The 25,418-nt window shown below is 39.4% G+C and carries 23 protein-coding genes and 1 tRNA gene; 3 read left to right on the forward strand and 21 right to left on the reverse strand.

The window, feature by feature from the left end; genetic code table 11:
• Window positions 1-177 precede the first annotated feature (177 nt).
• From gpmA to IEU65_RS04930, 10 genes are all read right to left on the reverse strand, one after another.
• Window positions 178-891 (reverse strand): 2,3-diphosphoglycerate-dependent phosphoglycerate mutase, encoded by a 714-nt coding sequence (gene gpmA / locus IEU65_RS04885; RefSeq protein WP_004912306.1) that lies wholly within the window; start codon window positions 889-891, stop codon window positions 178-180.
• Window positions 892-999: 108 nt separating this feature from the next.
• Entirely contained in the window at window positions 1,000-1,200 is a 201-nt protein-coding gene (locus tag IEU65_RS04890) for a cold-shock protein (RefSeq protein ID WP_004912309.1), read from the reverse strand.
• Window positions 1,201-1,475: 275 nt separating this feature from the next.
• A complete protein-coding gene (locus IEU65_RS04895; protein ID WP_010295847.1) occupies window positions 1,476-2,153 on the reverse strand; it encodes a DUF4811 domain-containing protein in 678 nt (225 codons plus the stop codon).
• On the reverse strand, window positions 2,153-3,664 hold the full coding sequence (locus IEU65_RS04900) for an MDR family MFS transporter (protein ID WP_010295851.1): 1,512 nt from the start codon (window positions 3,662-3,664) through the stop codon (window positions 2,153-2,155). The genes IEU65_RS04895 and IEU65_RS04900 overlap by 1 nt, the downstream gene beginning before the upstream one ends.
• A 118-nt stretch (window positions 3,665-3,782) precedes the next feature.
• Window positions 3,783-4,475 carry a nucleoside/nucleotide kinase family protein gene (locus IEU65_RS04905; RefSeq protein ID WP_010295852.1) on the reverse strand — a complete coding sequence of 231 codons (693 nt, stop codon included), beginning with the start codon at window positions 4,473-4,475 and terminating at the stop codon, window positions 3,783-3,785.
• The gene (gene helD, locus IEU65_RS04910; protein ID WP_010295855.1) at window positions 4,472-6,838 is read right to left on the reverse strand and encodes an RNA polymerase recycling motor HelD; all 2,367 of its coding nucleotides are present in this window, start codon (window positions 6,836-6,838) and stop codon (window positions 4,472-4,474) included. The genes IEU65_RS04905 and helD overlap by 4 nt, the downstream gene beginning before the upstream one ends.
• 166 nt (window positions 6,839-7,004) lie before the next feature.
• Entirely contained in the window at window positions 7,005-9,965 is a 2,961-nt protein-coding gene (locus IEU65_RS04915; protein WP_010295857.1) for a BspA family leucine-rich repeat surface protein, read from the reverse strand.
• Window positions 9,966-10,094: 129 nt separating this feature from the next.
• The gene (locus IEU65_RS04920; protein WP_010295859.1) at window positions 10,095-10,529 is read right to left on the reverse strand and encodes a hypothetical protein; all 435 of its coding nucleotides are present in this window, start codon (window positions 10,527-10,529) and stop codon (window positions 10,095-10,097) included.
• Window positions 10,530-10,942: 413 nt separating this feature from the next.
• Window positions 10,943-11,245, reverse strand: coding sequence for a hypothetical protein (locus IEU65_RS04925; RefSeq protein ID WP_010295861.1), 303 nt, complete (start codon window positions 11,243-11,245; stop codon window positions 10,943-10,945).
• A gap of 142 nt (window positions 11,246-11,387) precedes the next feature.
• Window positions 11,388-12,155, reverse strand: a complete 768-nt coding sequence (locus tag IEU65_RS04930) for a helix-turn-helix transcriptional regulator (RefSeq protein ID WP_010295864.1) — start codon at window positions 12,153-12,155, stop codon at window positions 11,388-11,390.
• A 190-nt stretch (window positions 12,156-12,345) separates the two neighbouring features.
• Between IEU65_RS04930 and IEU65_RS04935 the strand changes: the two genes are divergently transcribed.
• A complete protein-coding gene (locus IEU65_RS04935; RefSeq protein WP_010295866.1) occupies window positions 12,346-12,669 on the forward strand; it encodes a hypothetical protein in 324 nt (107 codons plus the stop codon).
• A gap of 145 nt (window positions 12,670-12,814) precedes the next feature.
• On the opposite strand, the gene IEU65_RS04940 is transcribed toward IEU65_RS04935, so the two are convergent.
• The 7 genes from IEU65_RS04940 to IEU65_RS04970 all read right to left on the reverse strand — a co-directional run bounded on the left by IEU65_RS04940 (window position 12,815) and on the right by IEU65_RS04970 (window position 18,319).
• Window positions 12,815-13,240 carry an iron chaperone gene (locus IEU65_RS04940; protein ID WP_031941378.1) on the reverse strand — a complete coding sequence of 142 codons (426 nt, stop codon included), beginning with the start codon at window positions 13,238-13,240 and terminating at the stop codon, window positions 12,815-12,817.
• A gap of 176 nt (window positions 13,241-13,416) precedes the next feature.
• Window positions 13,417-13,504: transfer RNA gene (locus tag IEU65_RS04945), tRNA-Ser, on the reverse strand.
• A gap of 54 nt (window positions 13,505-13,558) precedes the next feature.
• Window positions 13,559-14,095 (reverse strand): biotin transporter BioY, encoded by a 537-nt coding sequence (locus tag IEU65_RS04950; protein ID WP_010295872.1) that lies wholly within the window; start codon window positions 14,093-14,095, stop codon window positions 13,559-13,561.
• Entirely contained in the window at window positions 14,092-14,838 is a 747-nt protein-coding gene (locus tag IEU65_RS04955; protein ID WP_010295875.1) for a biotin--[acetyl-CoA-carboxylase] ligase, read from the reverse strand. The genes IEU65_RS04950 and IEU65_RS04955 overlap by 4 nt, the downstream gene beginning before the upstream one ends.
• Window positions 14,839-16,395 carry an ABC-F family ATP-binding cassette domain-containing protein gene (locus IEU65_RS04960; RefSeq protein ID WP_010295879.1) on the reverse strand — a complete coding sequence of 519 codons (1,557 nt, stop codon included), beginning with the start codon at window positions 16,393-16,395 and terminating at the stop codon, window positions 14,839-14,841.
• Between the two features lie 20 nt (window positions 16,396-16,415).
• Complete coding sequence (locus IEU65_RS04965; protein WP_010295882.1) at window positions 16,416-17,366, reverse strand: Rgg/GadR/MutR family transcriptional regulator; 951 nt, start codon at window positions 17,364-17,366, stop codon at window positions 16,416-16,418.
• Window positions 17,367-17,374: 8 nt separating this feature from the next.
• Complete coding sequence (locus IEU65_RS04970) at window positions 17,375-18,319, reverse strand: helix-turn-helix domain-containing protein (protein WP_010295885.1); 945 nt, start codon at window positions 18,317-18,319, stop codon at window positions 17,375-17,377.
• 187 nt (window positions 18,320-18,506) lie between these two features.
• On the opposite strand from IEU65_RS04970, the gene IEU65_RS04975 reads away from it, so the two are divergent.
• Window positions 18,507-19,787, forward strand: coding sequence for an MFS transporter (locus IEU65_RS04975; RefSeq protein ID WP_010295888.1), 1,281 nt, complete (start codon window positions 18,507-18,509; stop codon window positions 19,785-19,787).
• Window positions 19,788-19,792: 5 nt separating this feature from the next.
• Window positions 19,793-20,125, forward strand: coding sequence for a VOC family protein (locus tag IEU65_RS04980; protein ID WP_010295891.1), 333 nt, complete (start codon window positions 19,793-19,795; stop codon window positions 20,123-20,125).
• Window positions 20,126-20,167: 42 nt separating this feature from the next.
• Here IEU65_RS04980 and adhP read toward each other — a convergent pair whose 3' ends face one another.
• The 4 genes from adhP to IEU65_RS05000 form a co-directional block, all read right to left on the reverse strand.
• A complete protein-coding gene (gene adhP / locus IEU65_RS04985) occupies window positions 20,168-21,220 on the reverse strand; it encodes an alcohol dehydrogenase AdhP (protein WP_004911634.1) in 1,053 nt (350 codons plus the stop codon).
• Between the two features lie 169 nt (window positions 21,221-21,389).
• Window positions 21,390-22,292: an NADP-dependent oxidoreductase gene (locus tag IEU65_RS04990; protein WP_010295897.1), complete on the reverse strand. Its 903-nt coding sequence runs from the start codon at window positions 22,290-22,292 to the stop codon at window positions 21,390-21,392.
• Between the two features lie 252 nt (window positions 22,293-22,544).
• The gene (locus tag IEU65_RS04995; RefSeq protein ID WP_010295900.1) at window positions 22,545-24,395 is read right to left on the reverse strand and encodes an ABC transporter substrate-binding protein; all 1,851 of its coding nucleotides are present in this window, start codon (window positions 24,393-24,395) and stop codon (window positions 22,545-22,547) included.
• 124 nt (window positions 24,396-24,519) lie between these two features.
• Window positions 24,520-25,416, reverse strand: coding sequence for an ABC transporter permease (locus IEU65_RS05000; RefSeq protein ID WP_010295902.1), 897 nt, complete (start codon window positions 25,414-25,416; stop codon window positions 24,520-24,522).
• Window positions 25,417-25,418 lie beyond the last annotated feature (2 nt).

Here is a 25,418-nt window from a genome sequence, read left to right on the forward strand (position 1 = left end):
AACACTACTGATAATAACGCTTTTTAGGACAAATAAGTTTTTTCATGTAAACTTTCATAACACATCAAAACCATTTTCACAACATATACCAATGTACACTTTTCCACTAGAAAAAGCAATAAATTGCAATAAAAAAAGGTATACCAATTTTGGTACACCTAAGAATGATAATTAGCTTTATTTTGTTAATGTTGTCTTTGATACAACTTCCAAATTGTCATCCAAGTCGTAAACTAGAGGTTGTCCATTCGCAATTTCAAGATTCAAAATATCATCATCTGAAATATGTTCGATATGCTTAGCCAAGGCACGGAGTGAATTACCATGAGCGGCGATGACAACATTTTTGCCAGCTTTCAAGTCCTTTGAAATGTTTGATTCCCAGAAAGGTAATACACGTTCCAAAGTAATCTTCAAATTTTCACCTAATGGCAATTCACCTTCAGGTACATCGGCGTAACGACGATCAAACGCAGGATATGTCTTACCTTGAACTGTCATTGTTTCATCGTATGAATCCAACAATGGTGGCAAAACATCGTATGAACGACGCCAAATATGAACTTGTTCGTCGCCCCACTTTTCAGCAGCTTCAGCCTTATTTTGACCTTGCAAAGCGCCATAGTGACGTTCGTTAAGGCGCCATGACTTCTCTTCAGGAATAAACAATTGACCAGCCTCTTCCAAAGCATAGTGCAACGTTGTAATCGCACGTGTCAAAACTGATGTATAAGCCTGATCAAATTGGATACCTTCAGCCGCCAACAATTCGCCAGCTTCCTTTGCTTGTTCAACACCCTTGTCTGACAACTTTGTGTCAATCCAACCATTGAATAAGTTCAATGCGTTCCATTCACTTTGACCATGACGGATTAGTACTAATTTAGCCATTTGTTCCAAACTCCTTAGTTTATGTTTGTGTTAATCGTAACGATATCATTATACCACGAAATCACGACACAAAAAAACTCGCCGAAGCGAGTTCTTTCTAATTGGTTATTAGCCCTTAACGATGTTAACAGCTTGCAAACCACGGTCACCACTTTCAACTTCGAAAGTAACTGCTTGACCTTCGTCAAGAGTCTTGAAGCCGTCGCCTTGGATTGCTGAGAAGTGTGCAAATACATCTTCGCCGTTTTCGCGTGTGATGAATCCGTAACCCTTTTCGCCGTTAAACCACTTTACTGTGCCTTTTTCCATGATATGTTTCTCCTTTGGTGTGCTCACCAAGTAATATTGTGCGTAATCTAAAATAATTGGTACTGAGCGCCTTCCGAAAAAAACAAATCAAAATCAAAAACTTTTATTACCCCATTAGTGTAACACATTCACAGAAATTAGCAAGTAATACACTAATAACTGTAATTCTTTTTCATTCCCAATTATTGGATTATTTTTTTCACCGATTAAAAGCAACTTCAATAGTATCAAAAAAACGTTTCCAACCTGTTTAAGGCGAAAACGTTGATGACATATTATTTAATATTTAACGCTTTTTTGACTGCTGCAACTTGTAACTGTGCTGCTTTGTCTGGATCTGTTTTTGCCAAGGTAGCTAACTGTGCTTGCTGTTGGGCTAGTGCTTGCTTTTCAGCATCCGTTTTTGGCGTCATTTTCGATTGCAATGACTTAGCTTGAGTCGTCGTCAAAGCAACCCAAGTGCTTGGCACTTGATAAACAACATGCTTATTTTTAAGTTGGTGATTATTGCCACCAATACCAAACATCAACCGCATTGTGGCATTTTTATAAACATAACGCGTTGTTTTCGTAATTTTGTAGGCTTTATTGCCAGAAATATTAGACATACGAGAACTGGTATTCAAGTTAGGCTTTGCAATCGTTGTTTTTTTAGCATTGTCTGTAGCACGGTAAACATAGACATTTTCAGCGCCGTTTGTACCAACACCTTGATAAAGCAATAGACCAAATCCCTGTGACGCTGTTCCGGCTGTGTAGATTTGTTTTTTGGTTGTGGTGGTGACTTCCTTCATACCGTAGTGTGAATTCATGTTAGCCGCAACGCCAGCAACACTTAAAACCAAACCTACAAACATAATCACTGTCGTTACAATACGTACGCCACGATTAGTAATCATCATATTTGCCACAAAGGCCAAAATAGCAAATAACGCTATCAACAAAATAATCATTAGGCTGCGTCCTCCTTGTGTGCTGGTGTGTTAATTTTGCCACTGTGTAGTAAGAATGTAATTAACAATGCAACAAGAGCAAATCCTGCGGCCAACAAAAATGAAGCATGGAAGCCGTTCAATGTTGCATCTATTAACTTATTAGCATATGACAATGGATCTTGACCTTTAAGTGAAGCAGCTGGCTTATTGTTATCAGTAACAGACTGCATGACTGATGCCAAAATTGCCGTTCCCAATGAAGAAGCAATTTGACGCATCGTGTTGTTGGCAGCTGTTCCTTGAGCAGCCGTTTCAGGTGACAAAGCACCCATAGCAGAAGCTGTCAATGGCATCATTGTCATCGCAATACCAAACATACGCAATGTATATAGCGCAGTGATGAAGTGTTGTGACGTATCAGCTGTCATATAAAATAGTGGTACAGTACCAATCAACAAAATAGAAAATCCAGTAACGGCTAAGCGCTTAGCCCCATGCTTATCGTAGAAAGCACCAGCAATTGGTGACATAATTCCCATCATCAACGCACCTGGAAGCAATGTTAATCCTGAATCCAAAGGCGTTAATCCGCGAATATTTTGCATATAAATTGGCAAAACCATTTCAACACCAATCATAGCCATCATTGCTAAGGACACTAATATTGTCGTAATGGTAAATTGTCTAGACTTGAAGACAGACATATCCAAGAATGGCTTTTCCATACGAGATTGATGCCACATAAACTCAATTGTGATTAGCAATCCGGCAATTAATGGCAAAATAACCCAACCAAAATCACCCCATCCGTGATCTGAAACCATGGCAAATCCAAACAAAATCAGACCAAATCCAAACGTTGATTCAATCAAAGAACGCACATTTAGCGTCACTTTTTTCGTTGGTAAAATGTTACGGAAATATACGAACGAAGCAATCATCACCACAATAACCACTGGTAGGACAACGCCAAAGATTGAGCGCCATGAATTTTCAAGTGTGAAGCCCAAAATTGTGTGGTCTTTTTCCAAAATCCAACCTGACAGCGTTGGTCCGATGGCAGGTGCCATTCCAATAACCAAACCACCAAGTCCCATCGCTTTACCGCGGGATTCTGCATCAAATAAATTCAACGAAATCACTTGCATCAATGGCATCAAAACACCAACAGCCATAGCTTGCAAAACACGTGCCACCATGAGCATCCAGAAAGCACTAGTTGGTGTCACAAACGCCAGTAAAGTACCAGCCGTAAACAAACCAAGCGCTGATAAATACAACGTTTTTGTTTGAATTCGTGTTGTTAAGAAAGCTGAAACCGGAACCATAATTCCGTTAGCCATTAAGAAAATGGTTGTCAACCATTGCACTGTTGAGGCATTAACATCAAACGCTTTCATCAATGCAGGTAATGCTGTCCCCAAAGCTGTTTGCATCAGCATTACAGAGAACACACCGACCAACAACACAATCATCATGGCAACGCGGTTGACTGGTTTCCCCTTTGTGTCTACTATTTTATCAGACATATCAAAATCCTTTCATTCATTTTCTGTCATTTACAGAAAACACTTTAGTTCTTCATTAGCTTCAAAAATGTATTTTACGCTTAAATAAAAAATTGTCAACTAAGTTGACAATTAATTATCATTTATTATATGTGATTTTTTGCACATCATGCTGCCCATTCAGCGTAACAATCACATCTGCTAATGATTTCGTAGGTAAAATATAGTGATCTAAATTAGTTTGATTCGTTGTATCCCACACTTTCATGACCAGATCACTCAACTCGTCTAACGGCATTTTGGCATATTGATAGCGCCAGCTAGACGGATCATTCTTGGCTAAGGCTGTTTCTTGTAGCGTTCTTGACAAATACCATGACTTAATATCAACCAAATCTGCGGTAACAAAAATTTTGAAATCTAACACATCCTCTGGCAATCGCAGGGCTGTTACACCCTCAACAATTAAAATGTTGGGTCGCATAATTGTTTGCAATTGGGTGGGGTGAATATCAGCCAGTTCTTGCGTATAAAGGGGTATCTCGATTCGCTCACGACCAGCCTTGAAATCTCTAATCACTGTTGCCATACGGTTCAAATCGTATGTCTGTGGGAACCCTTTTTGTTCAAAAATGCCGGCGGCCAATAATGTGTCATTAGACATCATAAAATCATCTGTACTAATCACACTAGCCGTCAAATTTTCCTGATGCAATAAAGATGCCAAATTATTAGCAAATGTACTTTTGCCAACTGAAACTGAACCGGTAACACCAATTACCATGAAAGGTGGCTGATAGCGTTTCAAAATTTCATTGACTAATTCGTTCATTTTTCAACCTCATAACGTTCGGCACCGACATGGTCCAACAACGGTGTCACTGACTTTTCAGCCAGCAATGTCAAACGATGCATCGCGCGTGACGCAACTGTATACAACAGACGGCGTTCGTCTTCTGCCGCATATCGTGTCCAATCCGCGTGCCAAATGACGACTGCGTCAAATTCCAGTCCCTTAGCCAAATACGATGGTACTATGATAGTGCCCAACGCCAAACGTTGATTTTCTGATTGAATCAGTGTCACATTTTTATCCGCCAATTGTTGCGCCAATAACTTCGCATCAGCGAGTGTTTTAGTAATAATAGCTGTCGAATCTTGGTCTTTAGCATTTTGTTGTAACTGCTGACGTAACTTATTCAGCAATTCGGTTTCATTGTCAGCAATTTTCACAGTTGGCTTCTCGCCATTACGATTAAACGCTTCAATATCTTGCCCACCCAATAAAATGTCTTTAGTGAAATCAGTAATTTGTTGCGTCGAACGATAAGTTTGCGTGAGCTTAACCGTGTCTACCCGTTCTGAGTCAAACAAGCTAGCCAAATCTTCCTGCAAATTAGCCGCATTATCCTTGGTGAAAATGGCTTGGTTAAGGTCGCCAAGCACCGTGAATTTTGCCAATGGGAAGCTAAACTTTAAGAAAGCTAATTGGAACGGCGTATAATCTTGCACTTCATCAATGAATAGGAAGCGAATATCACGTTCGCCATGCTTACCAGTCATTAAATCATATAAATACAAATATAACGTTGTGTCAGCAAGGGACATTTGATGATTCTTGAGATTAGCCACAACGTGTTCAACATGCGTCTGCCACTCTGCTTCTGATAGTTGATAAGCCGCTAAGTCAAAAAATCTTGGTAACTCATGCAAAAACTCAATAAATTGCGCATTGATATTAAGGAAACTGGCACGTCTCACTTGTCTTGCCAAAGGCTTCAAAGCTCGTGTCGTGATTTGCTTAGCCAAGAACTTTCGCTCAGCTTTTTCACTGGAAAATTCTCGCTCCTGTTCCCCAGCACCTAATTGCGTGCGGCGCGTCACTGCCGCCGCATCATTTTCTTCATTGTCGCCCATACGGACACGCCCAGCGCCAACAAGCTCATCATATTCTTCCTTAGATAGATTTTCAATTTCTAAATCTACCCAATCTTTACGCATTTCCGTACCAATGCGGCTGCTTAGCATACGCATAAGTGTGTCGCGAGTTGCGTCCAAACGTTGACTTAACTTGTAATTTTCGTTGTACTGATAATAAATTTCTGCCATGCGTTCTTTGGCGATAAATGGCTCGCCTCTAAACATAATGCTGCGGAACTTCATCCCCTGACGCGTCAAAGAGTTGGCATAATTAGTGACCGCGTTGAACATGTCAACACTACCTTTGGCCAATGCCAAGCGATTATTCACATGATCCAATTCAAAGCGTTCTTGCAACGTTTCTACAGACATTTTGGGTAAACGCCGTGAGGCGTATTGGTAAAATGTCATTTGAATCATATTCTGTTCACCCAATTCAGGCAAAACTTGATCAATATAATCATTAAATAGTTGGTTAGGACTAAATAGCACCACTTGACCGCTGGTTAATTTACCACGATAGCGATAAAGCAAGTAAGCCACACGTTGCAAAACTGCCGCCGTCTTACCAGAACCGGCTGCACCTTGAACAAATAGAAGATCCGCCGAAGTATTACGTATAATCTTATTTTGCTCTTTTTGAATGGTTGTCACAATTGACTTCATCTTGGTTGATGATTCGCCACTCAAGGCATTCATCAACATAGCATCCCCAATTGCCTCTTCCGTGTCAAATAACGTCACAATCACGCCATCTTCAATTTGAAATTGACGTTTCAGCGTGACATTAGCTTTTTGAGTGCCATCCGGTGTCAAATATTCAACCGGTCCAATGCCACCGTCATAATAAATAGAAGCTACCGGCGCACGCCAATCATAGACAAAATAGCGATTGTCGTCATCACTAAATGACCCTAAACCAATGTAGATGGTTTCTGGTTCACCGCTTTCTGACACGGATTCGCTAAAATCAATACGTGCAAAATACGGATTATGAATCTGTTTATTCAACACTTCATAGCGACGCTCTGCCCGTGACTTAGAATTTTCACGTTCAGCCAACATTTGTTGTTGCTGGCGGACAGACATGGCTGTTTCAACAATACCGGAATAGGTATCGGTTTTGAGACGCACATCTCCCCAACTTTTGGAAACGTCAGAGATGTTCTTGTTTGTCCGCTTAATTTCTAGCTCGGTATCAGTCAAAGATTGGTTCATGGCTGATAGTGTTGTCTTCAAATATTGCTCTTCAACTTGCTTAATTTTTTCGTCCAAAAACGCGTCCCACTCTCTTAAATTTCAATGATATAATTATACGCTTAGATTGGATAAATGAAAAGAAAAAACATTTCAATTTTAATTTGGCATAAAGAAAATCCTCCTAATCTGCTATGAATCAAATTAGGGGGGGCTACTTGATGAACAATTAACGGACAAAACATTATGGTGTGTCATTGAATGACCATGTAACCGTGGATTCAAGCAACTTACCAATCAATGATGAATTCATGGTGATATTTTTGTTCATTTGTAAGTTAAATCGCTTCTCATTGTCATGATCAAACGGAATGTTGACTTGGCTATTTTGGGCTTCCTCTTGCCAAAAAATGACTGGCCCGTTTGACATATCGTCATCGCCATAATACATACTAAGATCCGAGTCAGAAATTTTTTTCGACGTTTCATGATTTGTCCAATCACTTGTTTGTTCAATAGTGATTTGATACGGTTGATTAACCTCTAAGTTACTCAAATTAAACGAACAAGAAGATGCACCAACAGCTGTTGGCACCTTACTGCCACGAAAATCACTCGCTTTTACCTGACCAAATCCAAAAGATGAAACGCTATTGACAAACGGTGCTTGCGTCCAAACATAGGTGGCTGATTGCAGTTCGTTTTGCCACATATCACTTGTCGTGACAATGTCCCCCTTAGGATTATGGTCTGTACCAGAACCAACCACTTGCCAACTTGCCGCCGTGGTAATGTAGTTATGACCATTGTCATTGAGTGTTGTGCCAATTGACGGTGCTGCAGTAAACGTCATTGTCGTCTCATTTCCTGTACCTAATTGAACATTTGGGCCCAACTTAACTTTCCAGAGCTTAGTCATTTGGGTAAACATGTTTGTTCTTCCTGTCAGACTGCTGGTATTCCATTTACTTAAGTCAAGCGTAGTAACTCGACTATCATAAAACATGTTACTCATATAGGTTACTTTAGAAACGTCCCAATCACTTACATCTAATTGAGAAGCCCCATTTTTATTAAACATGCTGGTCATAGCCGTTACATTGGTTGTTTTAAATCCCGTCAACGTCAATTGATTTAATTGACTCATATTAGCAAACATACTAGTCATGCCAACACTTGCAACATTTTCACCAACATTCCAGTGGCTCACATCAAGCGTTTTTAATTGAGAAAAGTTAAACATGTTCATAAAATTTGCTACTTGTGAAACATCCCACCAGCTAAGATCTAATTCGCCTATACCCGAATAACTAAACATATCCATCATTGTTGCAACACCCGTGGTCATAAAGTTAGTTAATATCAGTTGCTTCAAGTCCTCTGTATAAGCAAACATACTACGCATATTAACACCATCGATCTCTCGGTTACTTCCCCAACTACTCAAATTGATCACTTCAAGTTTTGACTTATTAAACATGAACTGAAACTCGGTCACTTGGTCAACATTAAAATGACTTAAATCTAACGCGTTCAGATTTATGCTTTCAAACATTCGAGTCATGTCAGTGACGTTGATAGTATCAAAATTGTTTAATGTCAGCCCTTCTACATTTGTGCTCCGAAACATATCTTCCATCGTTACGTTTTCAGCCGTTCGATTGACACCCCAACCACTTAAATCAATTGTCTTCGCCTCTGTGCCATTAAACATACCCACAAAAGTCGTCACTTTTGATACGTTCCAAGAACTCAAATCTAAATATTCTTTGCTAAAACTCTGAAACATATAGGACATATCCGTTACCCTGTCGGTCGTAAAATCACTCTGTATTAGATTTTCTAGTCCCACCATCCATTGAAACATATGCGACATATTGATATTTTCCGCAGTTCCATTTTTACACCAATTACTTACGTTCAAAGTCACCAAGGAAGAAGAAGCAAACATGTACGAAAAATTGGTGACTTCTGAAACATCCCACTGACTCAAGTCCAAAACCGTCATTTTTTTCGTATATCCAAACATATAAGCCATATTAGTAACATGGTTAGTTTTAAAATCAGTCAACACAAGATTCTCCAAAAATTGTGTGTTATAAAACATGTCTGCCATGTTAACATTTTCTGCTGTTCGGTTCTCGCCCCAATGACTAAGGTCCAAATTTACAATTTTGGAACCATTGAACATATACGAAAAATCAGCGACTTTAGTAATGTCCCACATACTTAAATCTAAATTCGTCAAACCCGTGCTCTGAAACATATAAGTCATGTTATTAACGTTGGTGGTATTAAAATCAGTTAAATTAAAGTTGTCATTCTGCAACGCTGCCGTATTATAAAACATATGGGCCATTGAAACGACGTCTGCTGTTCGATGCGCACCCCAACTTGATAAATTCAAAGTGGTCAAAGCCGTCGCGCCAGAAAACATGTAGGCAAACGTTGTTACTTTATCGACGTTCCACGCACTCAAGTCTAAACTGGTCGCGAGAGTACCATAAAACATATTAGACATATTCGTCACATTACTGGTATTCAACGCACTCAAATCAGGATTAGTCAGGCCTTTACTGTTGTAAAACCAATAAGACATCGAGGTTACATTACTCGTATCAAAATTTTGCAAATCAATAAATTCAGTGAGTTGTCCTAGATTAGCAAATAAATAAGGCACGTTGGGGTCTACTGTGACAGTCCCTTCAAATTTAATTTTTTTGACGTCGTTACGATACAATTCAGCAGCTTCTATGTTTGAGTAGATGTTCTGTGATAATCGTCCCTGCTCAAAAACCAACAAACCAGTATCCGAATCAAATGTCCAAGTGCTAGTTCCGTTCAGATTCTCCGTAATTGTTCTCGGTGCTTTTCCAGACGAAGCTGGCTTACTATCTGTCTTCGCCAAAGGTTGTTCAACTTGTGGGTCTGCTTCAACTTTAGGCTGTTCCGGTTCGGCTACTTCAGGTGTCTCGAGCTCATCAGATTCCGCCCCTGCTGACTGACCGTCACCCGTATCGTCAGTAGCGACGCGCTGAATCAATTCTTGCAAGTCAGAGCGACCGTCATTTGGTAGACGTAGCTTTTTATCCGTTTTGACGTCATCAGCTGTCATCACTTCGGCAGCTGTCACGGACTGTATTGGACCTGTGAAGGTTAGTAATGTAATTAATATTGGTAAGTAGAATTGTTTGTTCAAACGCATGATTTTTCTCCATTAGTAGCCTAGACCCTCATTCTACTAGGGGGGTGGAAGACCAGACGAATTTTTGGTGAACAAATTGTGAACGTTAACCTAAAAAGCGGAGACGACATGATGTCGTCTCCGCTAATTTTATTTATCTGTTACAATCACAGTGGCGTTATCTCCAATGTAGATTGACGTTTTCTTACCTGTCTTATTATCAACCAGATTAACACCATGTCCGCTTCGATCAAAGCTAAATGAGCCAGTATATTGATAAATGACCTTACCTTGATAATCTTTGATGACAATTTCACGTTTTTGATTGTTGTTATATTCCAACTGGTAAGTCTTTTTGGACTTAATGTAACTTGATGAGTGGATATAATTATAATATTTTGACGACGCTGCTAGTCCGAATACAACCAGTGCTGCGATAATACCGATGACACCAATCGTGTTGCCTAAACGCTTCTTACCACCAAAGAAATAGGCATAGACACCTAGCAAAATAATGACAACAGGTACGGCAAACATGGCCGCCCACAGCACCCAAGAAATAGGCGTTGGCTGAATATGAAACATTTGATTCTCCCCAAATAATGAATTTTTTTGTTATTTCTTACTATATAATAACAAACATTTTATCAATTTTCACCTTGAGATGATGATAAGAAGATTATGGTATTTTTCAAATAAAGCAGGACGTATTACTTTGATTATAAATAGATGTCTGCTAGTATTAAATTAATTAGTCCCACGAAAGGAGAAGCTAATGTATACTACCATGCTTGTTACCATAGTATGTTGTGTCGTTGTCGGGGTATTTTCTTTAGCGATTGGTTTTAACATTCACCATCCTGTCGCAAAATATGTTTGTCAATTTATTGGATTTGCACTGTTAGTCTTTGCCATTATATTCTTCCTCACACGTTATTGGTGGTGGATATAATTGACAATTAAGTTATCTATTCTTTTCGCGTTCGCCAAGCGACCTGTCAACGATTAAGATAGCTAATAATGTTTTGAGCGATACAGGTATTCACAATCCCCATTGTGAATTCACCACCCTTGTCAATATTCAGTTCATTAGCCAAAATCTGATTTTGTAATTGTTTGTTATCTACCAAGAGTCGCAACAAGTCGTTCTTAGAAATTTTATTTTGGCTCGCATTGCCCTCGTGTTCCACATAAAAATAATAACGATGTGTCCCCACAGCAGCAATATTACCAATGTTTCGGAGGGTATCTTTAAAACTATGCTTTTCAGCAATGCCATAGTTCATCTGATTATCATTCATGATTTCGACCTCCCAATCGCTTCAATCAACCTAGTATATAACTCTCATTATAGTACAATCTAAAGGCTAAATTTTCCGAATTTTTTAATCTTTTTTCAATAAAAGCAAAAGAATCATCCCCAATAATGATTCTTTGTTTAACCTACTGCACAACAAGTTCTTGAATAACTTTATTAAAGTGCTTTTTATTTTGTAAATCCTTAACTGATCGGAAATTCATACTCAAATTATCGTGATCTTTTGAATACATCAATCTTGTGATAGCTGAAACATTGCTTTTCATGACGGTGCTAACTGATGATCCCGGTACAATTCTGGCAATTTTAACGTAGCTGCCTTTGTGATAAGCCATTACGTACGGATCTTTCACGCCGGGGTTGAGTCCCGTTGTTAGCGTTAGCTTCGTCCACTCCGTCCCCATGTCATTATCTGAAAACCATTTTGTCCAATAACCATGGTTTGCCTTATTATTGGGATTAGTGACTTTATCGCTAGGCATTTTTGTATAGGCAACTTTGTATTGCAAAAATGGATTCATGCGGTCAATTGTATCAATGCCTTTTTGGTAACCAACCAACAGCATGCCCAACCATAATACCAATAATACAAAAATGGACCCCAGTATCATCGTGAGTCGCTTATAGCGATGCTTCAATGACACATCTTGATCAATTGCTTCAGCAATGCTTTTTTGTTTGTTTGTCATGTCGATTTCTTCTCCGAACATTATTTTTTCGAAAGATACGTCAAACAAATCACTCAAACGCCTTAAGACATCCAAACTAGGATAATTTTTACCTGTTTCCCAAGTTGACACAGTTTGCCGACTGACATGAACTTCATCTGCCAGCTCCTGTTGTGTCATCTTTTTTTGTAGTCTTAGTTGTTTAATATCTTGTTCAAAACTCATAGCTTTCATCTCCTAATGTAACCGACTCACTAAGAACAATACTAGCAATTCCTGCTTGCTCTTGTAAAGCAAGCGTCACTAGCATGGCGTTATTTGGGGATTTGCGCGTAAAAAAATATCAAGGTTTAATTACTTCATCATGATAACAATTGCTTATGGTACAATAAGAAAAACTCGAAGGGCAACTACTATGGAAGAATTATTTGGCATGATTTTGGTATTCTCAGACACGTTATTTGATGTTGATGATGACAAACCATTTGGCTTCAGATTCTGGCTCGCACTCGTCGTCTGGGCTGTTGCGGTTTGTGCTTTTGTCATTTTCCTTTACATGTTCATCATGTTTGTGCCTAGCTTATTTAATCACCCTCTAACTCAGCTTTGGTGGGTGTGTGTTGGCATAGAAGTGTTATTTGGTGGGATGTCTTATTTTTTAGGACGGCGCACTGTCATTTGGGCTTTGCAAATTAAAAATAATATTCAAGCCCACAGTTCACATCAACACCACAACTAAACGGATACTTTAATTATGCCGGTAGACAATTTTTAAAATTAACCGTAGGACAAAAAAACCATGACTTGAATTACCTTCCAGTCGTGGTTTTTTTGAGATGTTAAATTGAATAAGTACCACACGTCATATCAACATGTTACTGTGCTCATGAAATATTGTTACCCGAGATACTGCGTTTAATGAGCACTGTCAATTTTGCAACGACGTCATTTGTCATAGCGCTAATGGCAAATGACGTCGTCCATAAGTTTCCTTCGTCAAGTGAAGCGGTATCATTGAAACCAATCGTCGAATACCTCGCTTTAAATTTCGTCGCCGCTTGGAAAAATATCACCACTTTCCCATCAGCATTTGCATAGGCAGGCATACCATACCACGTTTTAGCTTTTAACTCAGGTGCGACACGCTTTACGATATCATGAATTGTCATCGCAAAGCTAACTTCTTCGTCAGTCATTTCTGCTATTTTCTCTAAAACATCTGCCTCCGTGTTTTTGGCTTTTTTAAGTTCTTTTGCTCTTTTCCGCATTGCTTGTCGTTCAAATTCCGAAAACGTTTCTTTTTGTGCCATCATTTTCTCCTTAAGAGTGTTTTTAATATTATATCATCTCACCTTCTAATCCCCGCGCCTTGCAACGATTGTGATCCATATACTTAGTATTATTAACATTTCAATCAATTTACTGCATGAAAAAAAGCGTCATATCAAGGTTTTTACAACTTGATACAACGCCATTCAATGGTTAGTGGAGAAGAAGGGATTCGAACCCTCGCACGCTTTAACACGTCTACACCCTTAGCAAGGGCGCCTCTTCAGCCGCTTGAGTACTTCTCCATAACAGATAATACTATACCAGAATTTCCCGATGATAGCAATACCCGTTAACACTTATACCGTCAAACGCATTTTTTGAGTAGCCTGACGGATCAACACTGTGGCTAATACCACAACAACTATTTTGATCAATCCTGATAATACGAACGGTGTCACACCAGCCGCAATTGCTGCTGTTGCACTCATGTGCGTACTGATAGACAACCAAATTGTACCAATCACCAAATTAACAACCACTGCTACAATGTTGGCAACAATCAATGCCAAAATGTTTGAGGTATGCTTAATTGTCAACCCAATGATTGGTGCATAAAGCAAGAATGACCACAAATAGCCGGCAGTTGGTCCAATCAAGACGGCAAAGCCACTAGAATATCCTGCAAAGACCGGCAAACCAAGTGCGCCAAGTACAATATAAAGTCCAATGGCTGTTAAACTAACCCGCGTTGACGCTACTGAAGCTACTAGTGCAACAATTAAAGTTTGTAGTGTCATTGGCACTGGTCCAACATTAATTGCTAGTGGTCCAATAATCAGTAATAGCGCGGTCAAAACCGCTGTAATCGCAATTCGTTGTGTATTATTTTTCATTTCTTCCCCTTAATGAACACCTTCGTTACGTCACCACTGATGAATGGTGTTAAGTTTTCATCATGTTTCAATAATAATTCACCCCATGTACCAATGTCAAGAACTTGTCCAGAAATTTCTTGGTTATTTGTCAGTAAAGTGACCATCTTATCCTTTAAATATGAATGCTGACGGTAATAATCAAGATGTTGACCTGCTTGATATCCAGATATATTTTGAACAATTCTTTCAAAAATCGCGGCAACTAACGTATTGCGATCCACGTCCACACCGAGTGTTGTTACAATATCTTCCAAATCAGATGGCACCGCCGTCGGTAAAATATTTAAACCAATACCGATAATCACCTGTGTTATTTTACCCGAAGTTAAAATACCTTCAACTAGGACACCACCCATTTTACGATCATGTAGGTAAAAATCGTTGACCCACTTCAATGACACTTGAATCCCAGTCATTTCAAAAAGAACCTCTGCCACAGAAACCGCAACCCCTGTTGTTAAGAGACCAGCGTCAAATTCGCCCGCAACATCAAAAACATAAGTTTGATAAACGCCTGCGCCTCGCGGTGAAAAGAAAAAGCGTCCCTTTTTACCATAACCAGCGCGCTGTTGATTGCTCACAATGCCAAAAGGTCGTGACACGCCCTGTTTGAGCATATCACGACCTATTGTCATTGTTGAATCAACCACATCAATCACAGTAATATCGTCATGCATACCTGTTTGAGTAAGTAAATTCATTTAATCTGATTCCTTTTTATAACTTAATGCTGCAACGTTCAATTCCTTGTCCCCAAGTCCTTGTGTAAAGCTGGTCTCGTGAGACACAATAATGACATTGCCTTGAAACTTGTCAATCGCTGCGCGCAAAGCATTCTTAGTACCTTCATCCAAATGGTTAGTTGGCTCATCTAAAATCAAGAAATTACTTGGTTTCATTTCCATGATTGCCAACTTAACTTTGGTTTGTTCACCACCTGAAAGTTGTTGCAATGGTTTTTGGGCATTTTCGGCATTGATGCCTGCTGCAGCTAAACGCGTACGCAAGGCTTTTGGTTCCAATGTTGGAAAACGATCTTGCATTTCCTGCAATGGTGTCTTGCTATCATTATCCCAAGCCAAATCTTGGTCAAAATAATTAACAACCGCTGATGGGGAAAATTCAGATTGACCAGCCAATGCCGGTATGACACCCAAAATTGATTTAATCAAAGTTGATTTACCAGCGCCGTTAAAACCTTTAAAGACAACTTTTTGCCCAGTGGTAATTGAAAAAGTCACGGGCTCTAGCACCGGTGTCACATAGCCCACAGACAAATCACTAACTGTCAACGCGTTAGCTGACTGTGAATTAACATAGGGAAAATTAAATTTAGCTTGCAAGGTTTCAGAAGGTGGATCAACACGGTCCATGCGCGCCAACATTTTTTCACGAGACTTTGCTTGCTTAGAAGTTGAAGCACGTGCCTTATTTTTGGCAATGAACTTTTGTGCCTTTTCAATTTCTGTTTGTTGCTTTTCGTACTGACGCAACTGTTGTTCGGCGCGTTCGTCTTTTTGACGCATAGCCTTTTTAAATGAACCACGGAATTTAGTGATTTTACCAAATGAAACATCAATGATTGCGTTAGTGACTTTGTCTAAGAAATCAAAATCATGGGAAATAATCATTGCTGCACCTTCAAAGGTTTGCAAAAAGTCTTCCAGCCATTCAATGTGTGCCACATCCAAATAGTTGGTTGGCTCATCCAAAATAATCACGTCGTCATTTTCCAACAAGAGCTTGGCCAAAATGACCTTGGCGCGCTGTCCACCAGACATAGCTTCCAACTCACGCTCACGTCCAATAGCCTCTAATCCCAAACCAGAAATCACACGCTCAATTTGCGTGTCGACATCATAAAAGCCTGCCGCATCAAGTTCTTCTTGCATGCGACCAGCGCGTTCGAGCAATTTATCAGACAACGTTTCGGCATACTCATTGTAAAGTGCCGTGATACGATCTTGTTTGTCATATAGGTCTTGATAAGCGGTATGCAAAAAATCAACCAGCGTCATGCCCTCTGGAATTTCTGCATACTGGTCCAAATAACCGATTTTCAAGCCTTTTTGCCAATCAATTTTGCCTGATAATGGAAGTTCTTGCCCAGTGACAATCTTAATGAGCGTTGATTTGCCGGCACCATTTTGTCCAACAATTCCCATGTGTTCGCCGCTTTGAAGCTCAAACTCTGCGTCTTCATATAAAGTTTTTTCTGCGTAGGCCATGGTTAGGCCGTTTACTTCTAATAATGCCATAACTATAAGTTTATCACATTTTAAATCAACATTGAGTATGTGTGTGGTATATTGTCAGGATTACCGGCCAATATTTCCTTGCGCGTTAATTTTGCTGCCTCTTGAACGAATTTTGCCGTCTGATTCATGCCAGCAATTTCGTATGCTGGGACAACAGACGTTGCTTGTGTGTAGCCACCTTCAACATTTCCCTGAAGCATTTGCAATATGCCTTTGCTATACACAAGCCTTAACCGTTGCGTGGTTAAATTCGTCATGAATTCGTCCATACGCTTTAATACCGATTCTTCTAAAGCTAACATTTCAGCGGCGCCATCAATATCTGTGTAAATCAAGCCAGTGAAAACAACGTCAATAATGTTAACTAAACGCATCTGTTCTGTTCGCAATTGTGAATAAAAATGTGCCCGTTTAATGGCTAAACGCCCCAGTGTCAACAAGTCTGTTGGTGACATCCCCGGATAGAACAAAGTAAAAATGTCTAGTTCAATTCGCCCCCAAGTTTCAGCTTGCTTGAGAAAATCAACAGCTGGTTTGACATGCTTTTTTACTTCAACACGATCATAGAACTGCTCATTCGTTTCTTTGTCTATGCCGTACTTCAGCATCAAACCAAATTCACGCATAAAACGAGCGCCAATCCCACCACGACCATGTTTTAAATCATTAGTTGATCGTGTAATCATCGCCTCAAGTTGTTGCATTTCTTTTGGTTCACCGGTTTGCACGCCCATTTCATGTAGTTTTGTATAAATATAATTATCACTACGATCACCACCAAGAAATAAGAATTCATCATGGCTAACACCCATGTCGGCTAATAATTTGTCTAAACGATCAGCCGACATCCGTGTTTGACCGCTTTCAAATTTACCAATCAATGATCGTGAAATATTGGGTTGCTCGAGGTCAACAATTTTCAAGCCCTTATCTTCTCGCAAGCGTTTAAATGTCGCGCCATAATCAATCATAGTTTACCTCACAATTCAAAACGCAGAATGCGTGTATGTTGTTGCCCGTGTTTCACTTGTTCCTCAAAAGCTAACCAGTCCTGTGCTGAGAAGCCAAAGAATGTATCAAATGTCAAACCAATTTGTTGGCTTACAGTTGTCAATTGTTCAAAATTTGCTCGACTTTTTGCAATTTGACCTTCAGCAAGCGCTTGTAACGCCTCAGCTAACCTGTATTTCAAATGATTATCAGCATTATTTCGAGCTGTCATTTCTCTGGACATAAGCGTCAGGATTTCAGCTGATAATTGCGTATCAGTGTACACAGTCGCAAAGAAAACTGAATTTAACAAACGAAACATATAATCTTCATACACAGCTTGCTGCTGATAAATGGCAATTTTTTGTACCGCTAACTGAACTAATGGTCGTAGCTCTGAGGCGCTAATCATTGAGGCAAATCGGGTCAATATTTTCATCTCAAATTCACCCCATGTATCAACTGACAATAAATAATTTTTTGCTCGGCGTCCACCTTGTAACAAACGTTGAGAAACATTTGTCATATTAGCATGTTGTGCTAAGTGTTGCACATCAAGTAATGTTTGAAAGAAATCTAGCGCCAACAACACCGGCAATCGCTGTGTCGTATGCGTTAATTTCTTAGCTAATAATGACACATATTGACCCACAACTGCGCTGTTACACGTTAAATCAATTGTTGCCTGTTCGGTTATTTGTGTAAATAAATCATCAAACATTTGCGCAGAAAACTTGTTGGCTAGCGCAAAAAATTCTAAGGGGCTGACATTTAACCGCTGCAATATCCTTGTGAAGTGTTCTAACGATATGTTGGTGTCACCTTTTTCAAAACGAGCCAAAAAGGAAGCAGATACAATATCCCCCGCTGTTTTTGCTAATGTCATCTGTTTGCCAACACGCAATTCATGCAAAACTTCGCCATAATTTGTCATTTTATACCTGCTTATTTTTAAAAGTTGTCATATATGTCACTTATATCGTGTTAACAACAAAATCAACTATGCTTATTTTACTAACTGTTGTGTACAGATGATTTAAAGTAGAATATATTCTCTTATTGTTCTTTAATTTATCTTACCGTGTACACTTAATTTATTCAAGTCAAAAGGAGTATTGCTAATGCAGGTTTTCAAAGTCAACAAAGCATTTCGCGTGATGATTATAGCGCAGTTCTTTAATAATATTGGGAGCAGTTTTTTTAACATTGTTTTTTTAATTTATGCCGCTATCCTACCCAATAAAACGCTCGCAGTAACATTAGTGGCATTCGCTGAGTTCTTCCCATCACTACTATCAGTTGTGATGGGAAATTTGGCAGATAAAACTAAAAATCATCTGCGCGCTTGGTCATTTGCCCGACTATCGCAAGCCGGTATATTCTTAATTGTGACTGTTATTCTAACTTTCTGGCATGGTCGGTTTGACAGTTTTATCGCGCTACTAGTACTTATTTTTTTCGCTGATACCATTGGCTCATACAGTAATCTATTAATGACCCCCGTATCACGATATATTTTAAGCGATGATCAATTACAAAACGCAATGGGATTGGAGCAGGCGGTCAGTATCACGGTGAGTTTAATTGGCGGTTTTGCCGGTGTCGGATTATTGGGATTACTACATCAGGATTATGCCGCTTTTAGCTTGATCAATGCGTTCATGTTCATCGTCGCTTGGTTCATTATGACTGTCAATCGTCACCACTTCAAACAAGCCGAAGCACATATTGAAACAACACAACGTCCAAAACCAACGCAACCCATGTGGCACGACTTAAAAATGACTTTTTCGTATGTTTATCAAGACAAGCTGTTCTTTCAGTTAATGCTATTAGCCACTGCAGTTAATTTTATTGGCACCTCGCTAAATGGCGTATTTAATGTCACACTTTTACACGAAAAAAGCCTGCTCATTGGTAGTTTTGGCACTACCGTCGCGATGTTTGGCGCTATCTTTTCAACCGGGATGTTGTTAGGCTCTCTTCTGCCCATGCCTTTTCTGAGTCATCTAACAACTAAGCAATTACTAGCCGTAGCGCTGACTGGCGTACTAGGCTTAGAGCTCGTACCAATCATTTATCCAAACGGCAGTGTATGGATGCTTATTTCCTTTGTCGTTGCTTATTTTAACGCGCAAGTCAATCCCAAATTTGGTGCCATTTTAATGAAACGCATTGATCAAAACAAGCTGGCAAGTGTCAGTGGTTTGCTCAATACATTTGCTTTGTCAAGCGCGCCAGTTGGTCAGTTATTGTTCCTTGGTATTGCAAATTTGATCTCACCAAATATCTCGTGGTTAATCATGGCAATTGTGACATTGATGACTGTTGTATACATCATTTTAACCCGTCAACATGACATTGAGAAGGTTGAAAAAACCACTGAAACAGCTATACTATAAGTATTATGAAACCAAGAAAACTCAACATTAAAACAATTCCAGCTCAAGATGTCAACCGCGCCTACCGTTTTTGGCGTGATGTATTCGACCTACCACAATCTGGTCACGCAAGTGGTCGCCACTTAATGATTGATGGTGATGATATTATTTTTGTAGCCGGTGAATCAACTGATCAATTAGAAATGTTGATTAGAGACCATCAAGATGAATTAAAGCAACATCTTCGCAATAATTTTATTCCAATTGTAGGCAAGCCCGAGCCACGTTTCGGCAATAAAATCGCCTTTAAAATCCATGACTCCGAAGGTAATTTAATCACACTTGAGGCAAATCAATAGTTAAAAAAACGAGATACAAATTCTGTATCTCGTTTTTTTTAATTATAATGCTGTGAAGTCAAAGACTTTACGTCCAGTAATGTTACCAGCCTTCATCTCATCAATCACATCATTCATATCCTTGAAATCAACTGTTTCGACGATTGGTTTAACTTTACCTTCAGCCCCAAATTGGAAAGCTTCTTTCAAATCGGCACGAGTACCAACAAGTGATCCTCGAACTTCAATGCCGTCTAATACTGTTTTAGCAATATTGAGTGCCATATCACCTTGTGGCAAAGCAACGGCCACTAACTTACCCATTGGGCGCAAAACATTAACAGCTTGTGAGAAAGCTGCATCATTAACAGCAGTTACTTGCGCGTTATGCACACCACCAGTTAGTTCATTAACCTTAGCAACCACATCTTCGGTCTTACGGTTGACCAACACTTCAGCACCGTTAGCCTTAGCAGCAGCCAACTTGTCATCGTTACCATCAATAACGGCTACGTGTGCACCAAATACATTATGAGCATATTGCACAGCCAAGTTACCTAAACCACCGGCACCATGAACTGACACCCATTCACCTGGCTTTGTTTCACCAACTTTAAGTGACTTATACATTGTCACACCGGCACAAGTGATTGATGTTGCTTCAACTGGATCCAAACCTTCTGGTACTTTCACTGCATATTTTGAGTTGACAACAACCTGTTGTGACATTGCACCGTCAATCGTGTAACCTGAGTTACGAACCTTACGGCAGAACGTTTCATTACCTGAAACACAGTAGTCACAAACACCACAAGCATCATAGAACCAAGCAATTGATACGCGATCACCAATTTTAAGATAATCACCGGCACCTTCGCCTAACTTTGAAACACGACCAACGCCTTCATGACCAATAACACGACGGAATTGACCGTTTCGTTCACCAATTTCGTTTGGATTACCAAAGTCACCATTAGCACAGTGCAAATCAGTGTGGCAAAGACCGACGTATTCAACATCAACCAAAGCATCACCGAAGCCTAACGCGCGTGGTTGCCAATCATCAATTAAATCAACATACCCATCATTCACTTCACGGACAACTGCTGCTTTCATATTTAACCTCTTTCATATATGTGAATTTATTTACAAGTAAATTGTAACCATAAAATTCATATTTGTAAATAGTTTTTATGTAAAATTTACATAAAATTCTTTTATAAAGTGACGTGTTTCACTAACAAATATATAGAGACCTTTAAGGTTTCTAAAAATAAAAGTTGGATTACGAGAACTTTAAAACTAACTTGCCTAAAACGTGCTGACGACTATGAAATTCTTTCAGATTAATCACATTAAATGGCGCCACTTCAGCAATATTGACTTTCACATCACCACTGGCAACCATCTGCAACAATTCCGCCAATTGCTGACCATTTGACTTCATAAAACTATGAGTGACTCTTGGGTCATCATTATCATCAACTATGGACACAAGTCGACCTTCGAATTGCAACACGCTCAAAGAATCAGTTAAGGTTTTACCACCGATGGTATCAAGCACGACGTCTACTTTATCTTTAATAACAGTCGCCAAACTTTCTTTCTTATAGTCAATAACATGTAAATGCGGATTGAACGCCTTTAAGAATACGGCTGATTCCCCACTGGCGGTTGTGTATATTTTATCCGCACCGATTGCCTGAGCAACTTGAATCGCAGTAAATCCAACTGAGCCGGCGCCACCGTGAATCAATACGCTCTCACCAGGTCGTACATCTAAATCGCTCGTCATCATTTGATAACCCGTTTGACCACCCAAAACAACTGCTGCGGCTGTTTCATAACTCACACCATCTGGAATTTTAGCTAATTGCTTACTACTGACAGCCACAAATTCAGCGTAACTTTTGAGATGCGGTGATGCAGCAACACGATCACCAACATGAAAATCACTTACTTCACTACCTACTGCAATAATGTCACCAGCCACAGACGAGCCATTAATCAGTGGTGTTGGTGCACTAGTTCCCATGACACCTGCACGAAACTTTACATCATAGGGATCAATAGCTGTTGCACGTTGCTTAACCAGTACCTGACTGGGCTTAATGTCTGGTGTTTTGGCATCTGTTACCTCTGCAAAAACATCGACGTCGCCATAATCTTTCATCTCTATTGCGTACATTTTTTCACACTTTCTTTTCTTCGAAATGTCTGAGTCGTTGTCACATACATTGTATGCTAATTAGCCAATAAAATGTTAATTTTGGTTCAAATTTTTATAAAACAATTAGAAAATGACATAAAAAAACATCACAACATTAGGAAGTCAAAAATCCATGCTGTGATGTTTTTTACTGTTTGGCTCAACTACTGCTTACGGGCTGGAAAAGTAACGTGAGCCATGGGAGGATACCAACCCGTATTTAATTTGTGATTACTTACGTGGATTACCAGAAGTAGTCAATTTGTTTGAAGTAACACTTAATTTAGCATACAAATCATTGACAGGTGCATTTGTCCATCCCTTAACACGACCATTGACCAATTGCACATCAATGTTAGTGTAAGTAGGAATTGTGTAGGCTTCTTTATCAACAACTAACTTTTGGAAGGCCTTGATATTCTTAATCAAACTTGCATCAGAAGTTGAATTCTGTGTGTCAGTCAAATTCTTAGTCAAAGCTGCTGATGTGACATGACCAAAGTTATAAGCAGCATTCTTGCTCCAAAGTTGGTCAAATGTTGGTACTGTACCTTCACCCCAACCACCATCAGTGATATCCCAATCATTGTTCTTTGCTGACAAAACAATTGACTGCCAAGTAGCTGCATCAACTAACTTGTCTTGATAAAGCTTAACTTCAATACCGGCTGCTTTCCATGCAGCGATGTAAGCTTTTGCTTCAGACTCAGCTGTTGAACGACCTGAACGAGCCAAGTAAGTCAACGTTAGACGCTTGCCATCTTTAGCATAGTAACCATCAGAATCTTTCTTATAGCCTGCCTTTTCCAACAAACTATCAGCTTTCTTGATGTCGCCATTTGCTTTTTCTTGATAACCCTTGACATTCTTATCGTAGAACAACTTCTTAGTTTCTGACTTTGAAACTAATGTGTTAGTTGTCACACGTAGACCATTACCATACTTAGCAACAACCGCACCGACGTTTTGTGCATAACCAACTGCCTTACGTACGTCGGCATCTTGCAATGGCGTTGAACGATCTTGAATACTTGTTCCCTTAGAATCTGCGTGTCCTAAGTTAAAGTAAAGTTCCCAATACCCTGCATCAGCTTGACCAGTAGCAGCATATCCCTTGGCATTGTTATATTTTGACAACACTGGCGTATTACCATTCTTCCACAATGTAGCTGGCGCTGTTGTCACAATATCAAACTTTTGCTTTGATAAGTCATTTTCAAGCTTTGACTGATCTTGGTTAACATAATAAGTGATTGTCTTCAACTTAGCTTGTTTACCCCAGTAATCAGTGTTACGCACATACTTAACTGTTGAGTCTGAAGAAACAGACGACACTTTAAACGGTCCAAATGACAGAGGTGTTTTGGTAACTTTTTTAGATGTGTCAATCGTCTTTGAACTCACATCTTTCAAATCATGATATGGCAAAGCATAGGCTGGCACACCGTCACCCCAGTTAACAGCAGCTGGTAGACTTGTATAAGATACTGTCAACTTCTTGCCATCTTCACCATCATCAAACTTGATACCTGAAATTGACTTTGACTTACCATTTTGGAAATCTGTCAAACCTTTAATCTTGGTATAGGCTTCAGTAAAGTTACCTGAAGCTACTGTGTTAGTGGACAAGGTTTCAAGTGAAAATTCAACGTCTTTGGCAGTGACAGCTTTACCATCCGACCACTTCAAGTTATCTCTCAATGTAATCGTGACAGTTTTGGCATCTTTGTCAACTTTCAATTTTGCTGGACCACTACTGATAATCTTCCCATTCTTATCGGTGTAGAACAACTGATTATTACCAGCTGGTTGTAGTTGTTGTTGAGCAGCCGCCCACTGTGCGAATTCCGTATACCCAGCAAATGTGATTGGTGAAGCAGCTTGTCCAGGATAGGTAACTGTTAAATTACCGCCCTTAATCGCTGCCTTTGAGTTAGTATAATCACCCTTAAATGAACCAACACTGACTGCCTTTGGTGTAGCGTCCTTATTGGACGTTGCTGACAATGCTGCCCAGCCACCTCCTACAACAACGACTAGGCCAACAACGCCAAAGCCAATTTTTGCACCTGTGCTTACCATATATATTCTCCCTTTTTGTGTTTCTTCATTGGAATGTTCTTTTTTAAAACACTCATCATGTTAAGCAATATATCACTTATTTATTTTGCTGTCAACATCATTTTCTCATTTTTATATTATTATTTTAAGAAACTGATTGTCGCTGGTCACTCGCACGTCGTGCAACTTGACCCAAAATCACAACACCAACTGTCAAAATAATCAACACAATAGTTTCTGGCAACCATAACCACCATTGCGTATAGATAGTTGAGGCTGAGTTCTGGCTTAACACAGTCAACATCATTCCGATTGAGTTAGTGCCTTGTTTTAAACCAAAGCCAAGGAATGTCAAACTTGTCTCAATACCAATTGAAGTAGCCAATGTTAGTGCAAAATCCGATATAATCGTTGGTGAAATATTTGGAAAAATACCTGTAAAGAGTATTTTGTACCAAGGGGTTCCCGAAATTTTGGCCGCATCAACATAATCACGATTAACTTCAGATAACGTCAATGTTCGAACCAAACGCACGCTCGCTGGCCAACTGGTTAGTCCCAAAATCAATATTAAATTCCAAATCGACAAGCCCTTAGCTGTTGAAAAAATAATTGCTAAAATCATGATAAGTGGCATAATCAACCAGAAATCAATAATACGCATTGATAACCAATCTATCCAGCCACCAAAATAGCCGATAATCATACCAGCAACAACTGAAATAACTGTAATAATGATTGCAACGCCAAAACCAATAATAATTGAGTTTTTAGCTGAGGCAATCAACGTTAAAATAAAGTCAGCACCAGAATCTGTTGTGCCTAAGATATGACCACCACTCATGGGTGGTAGATTAGCATTCAAAATATCACTCATAGTCCCAATGTTACTTGGCACAAAGAATTGACCAATGACTATAAATAAGAATAGTGCAATTAACAAGACAACTGTCACTAATGCTAAGTTATCTTTTTCGAGTTCACGCCAGAAATTTTTAATAAAGCGTGCACCAAACCGTTGTTTTTTCATTTTAGTTTCCATGG

Source organism: Leuconostoc pseudomesenteroides KCTC 3652 (assembly GCF_014634745.1).
GTDB lineage: Bacteria > Bacillota > Bacilli > Lactobacillales > Lactobacillaceae > Leuconostoc > Leuconostoc pseudomesenteroides.

Bases quoted from the DNA above. Each gene is read 5' to 3' on its own strand.
- gpmA (WP_004912306.1), bottom strand. From the start codon at position 891: ATGGCTAAATTAGTACTAATCCGTCATGGTCAAAGTGAATGGAACGCA.
- IEU65_RS04890 (WP_004912309.1), bottom strand. From the start codon at position 1,200: ATGGAAAAAGGCACAGTAAAGTGGTTTAACGGCGAAAAGGGTTACGGA.
- IEU65_RS04895 (WP_010295847.1), bottom strand. From the start codon at position 2,153: ATGATTATTTTGTTGATAGCGTTATTTGCTATTTTGGCCTTTGTGGCA.
- IEU65_RS04900 (WP_010295851.1), bottom strand. From the start codon at position 3,664: ATGTCTGATAAAATAGTAGACACAAAGGGGAAACCAGTCAACCGCGTT.
- IEU65_RS04905 (WP_010295852.1), bottom strand. From the start codon at position 4,475: ATGAACGAATTAGTCAATGAAATTTTGAAACGCTATCAGCCACCTTTC.
- IEU65_RS04915 (WP_010295857.1), bottom strand. From the start codon at position 9,965: ATGCGTTTGAACAAACAATTCTACTTACCAATATTAATTACATTACTA.
- IEU65_RS04920 (WP_010295859.1), bottom strand. From the start codon at position 10,529: ATGTTTCATATTCAGCCAACGCCTATTTCTTGGGTGCTGTGGGCGGCC.
- IEU65_RS04925 (WP_010295861.1), bottom strand. From the start codon at position 11,245: ATGAATGATAATCAGATGAACTATGGCATTGCTGAAAAGCATAGTTTT.
- IEU65_RS04930 (WP_010295864.1), bottom strand. From the start codon at position 12,155: ATGAGTTTTGAACAAGATATTAAACAACTAAGACTACAAAAAAAGATG.
- IEU65_RS04935 (WP_010295866.1), top strand. From the start codon at position 12,346: ATGGAAGAATTATTTGGCATGATTTTGGTATTCTCAGACACGTTATTT.
- IEU65_RS04940 (WP_031941378.1), bottom strand. From the start codon at position 13,240: ATGGCACAAAAAGAAACGTTTTCGGAATTTGAACGACAAGCAATGCGG.
- IEU65_RS04950 (WP_010295872.1), bottom strand. From the start codon at position 14,095: ATGAAAAATAATACACAACGAATTGCGATTACAGCGGTTTTGACCGCG.
- IEU65_RS04955 (WP_010295875.1), bottom strand. From the start codon at position 14,838: ATGAATTTACTTACTCAAACAGGTATGCATGACGATATTACTGTGATT.
- IEU65_RS04960 (WP_010295879.1), bottom strand. From the start codon at position 16,395: ATGGCATTATTAGAAGTAAACGGCCTAACCATGGCCTACGCAGAAAAA.
- IEU65_RS04965 (WP_010295882.1), bottom strand. From the start codon at position 17,366: ATGATTGATTATGGCGCGACATTTAAACGCTTGCGAGAAGATAAGGGC.
- IEU65_RS04970 (WP_010295885.1), bottom strand. From the start codon at position 18,319: ATGACAAATTATGGCGAAGTTTTGCATGAATTGCGTGTTGGCAAACAG.
- IEU65_RS04975 (WP_010295888.1), top strand. From the start codon at position 18,507: ATGCAGGTTTTCAAAGTCAACAAAGCATTTCGCGTGATGATTATAGCG.
- IEU65_RS04980 (WP_010295891.1), top strand. From the start codon at position 19,793: ATGAAACCAAGAAAACTCAACATTAAAACAATTCCAGCTCAAGATGTC.
- adhP (WP_004911634.1), bottom strand. From the start codon at position 21,220: ATGAAAGCAGCAGTTGTCCGTGAAGTGAATGATGGGTATGTTGATTTA.
- IEU65_RS04990 (WP_010295897.1), bottom strand. From the start codon at position 22,292: ATGTACGCAATAGAGATGAAAGATTATGGCGACGTCGATGTTTTTGCA.
- IEU65_RS04995 (WP_010295900.1), bottom strand. From the start codon at position 24,395: ATGGTAAGCACAGGTGCAAAAATTGGCTTTGGCGTTGTTGGCCTAGTC.
- IEU65_RS05000 (WP_010295902.1), bottom strand. From the start codon at position 25,416: ATGGAAACTAAAATGAAAAAACAACGGTTTGGTGCACGCTTTATTAAA.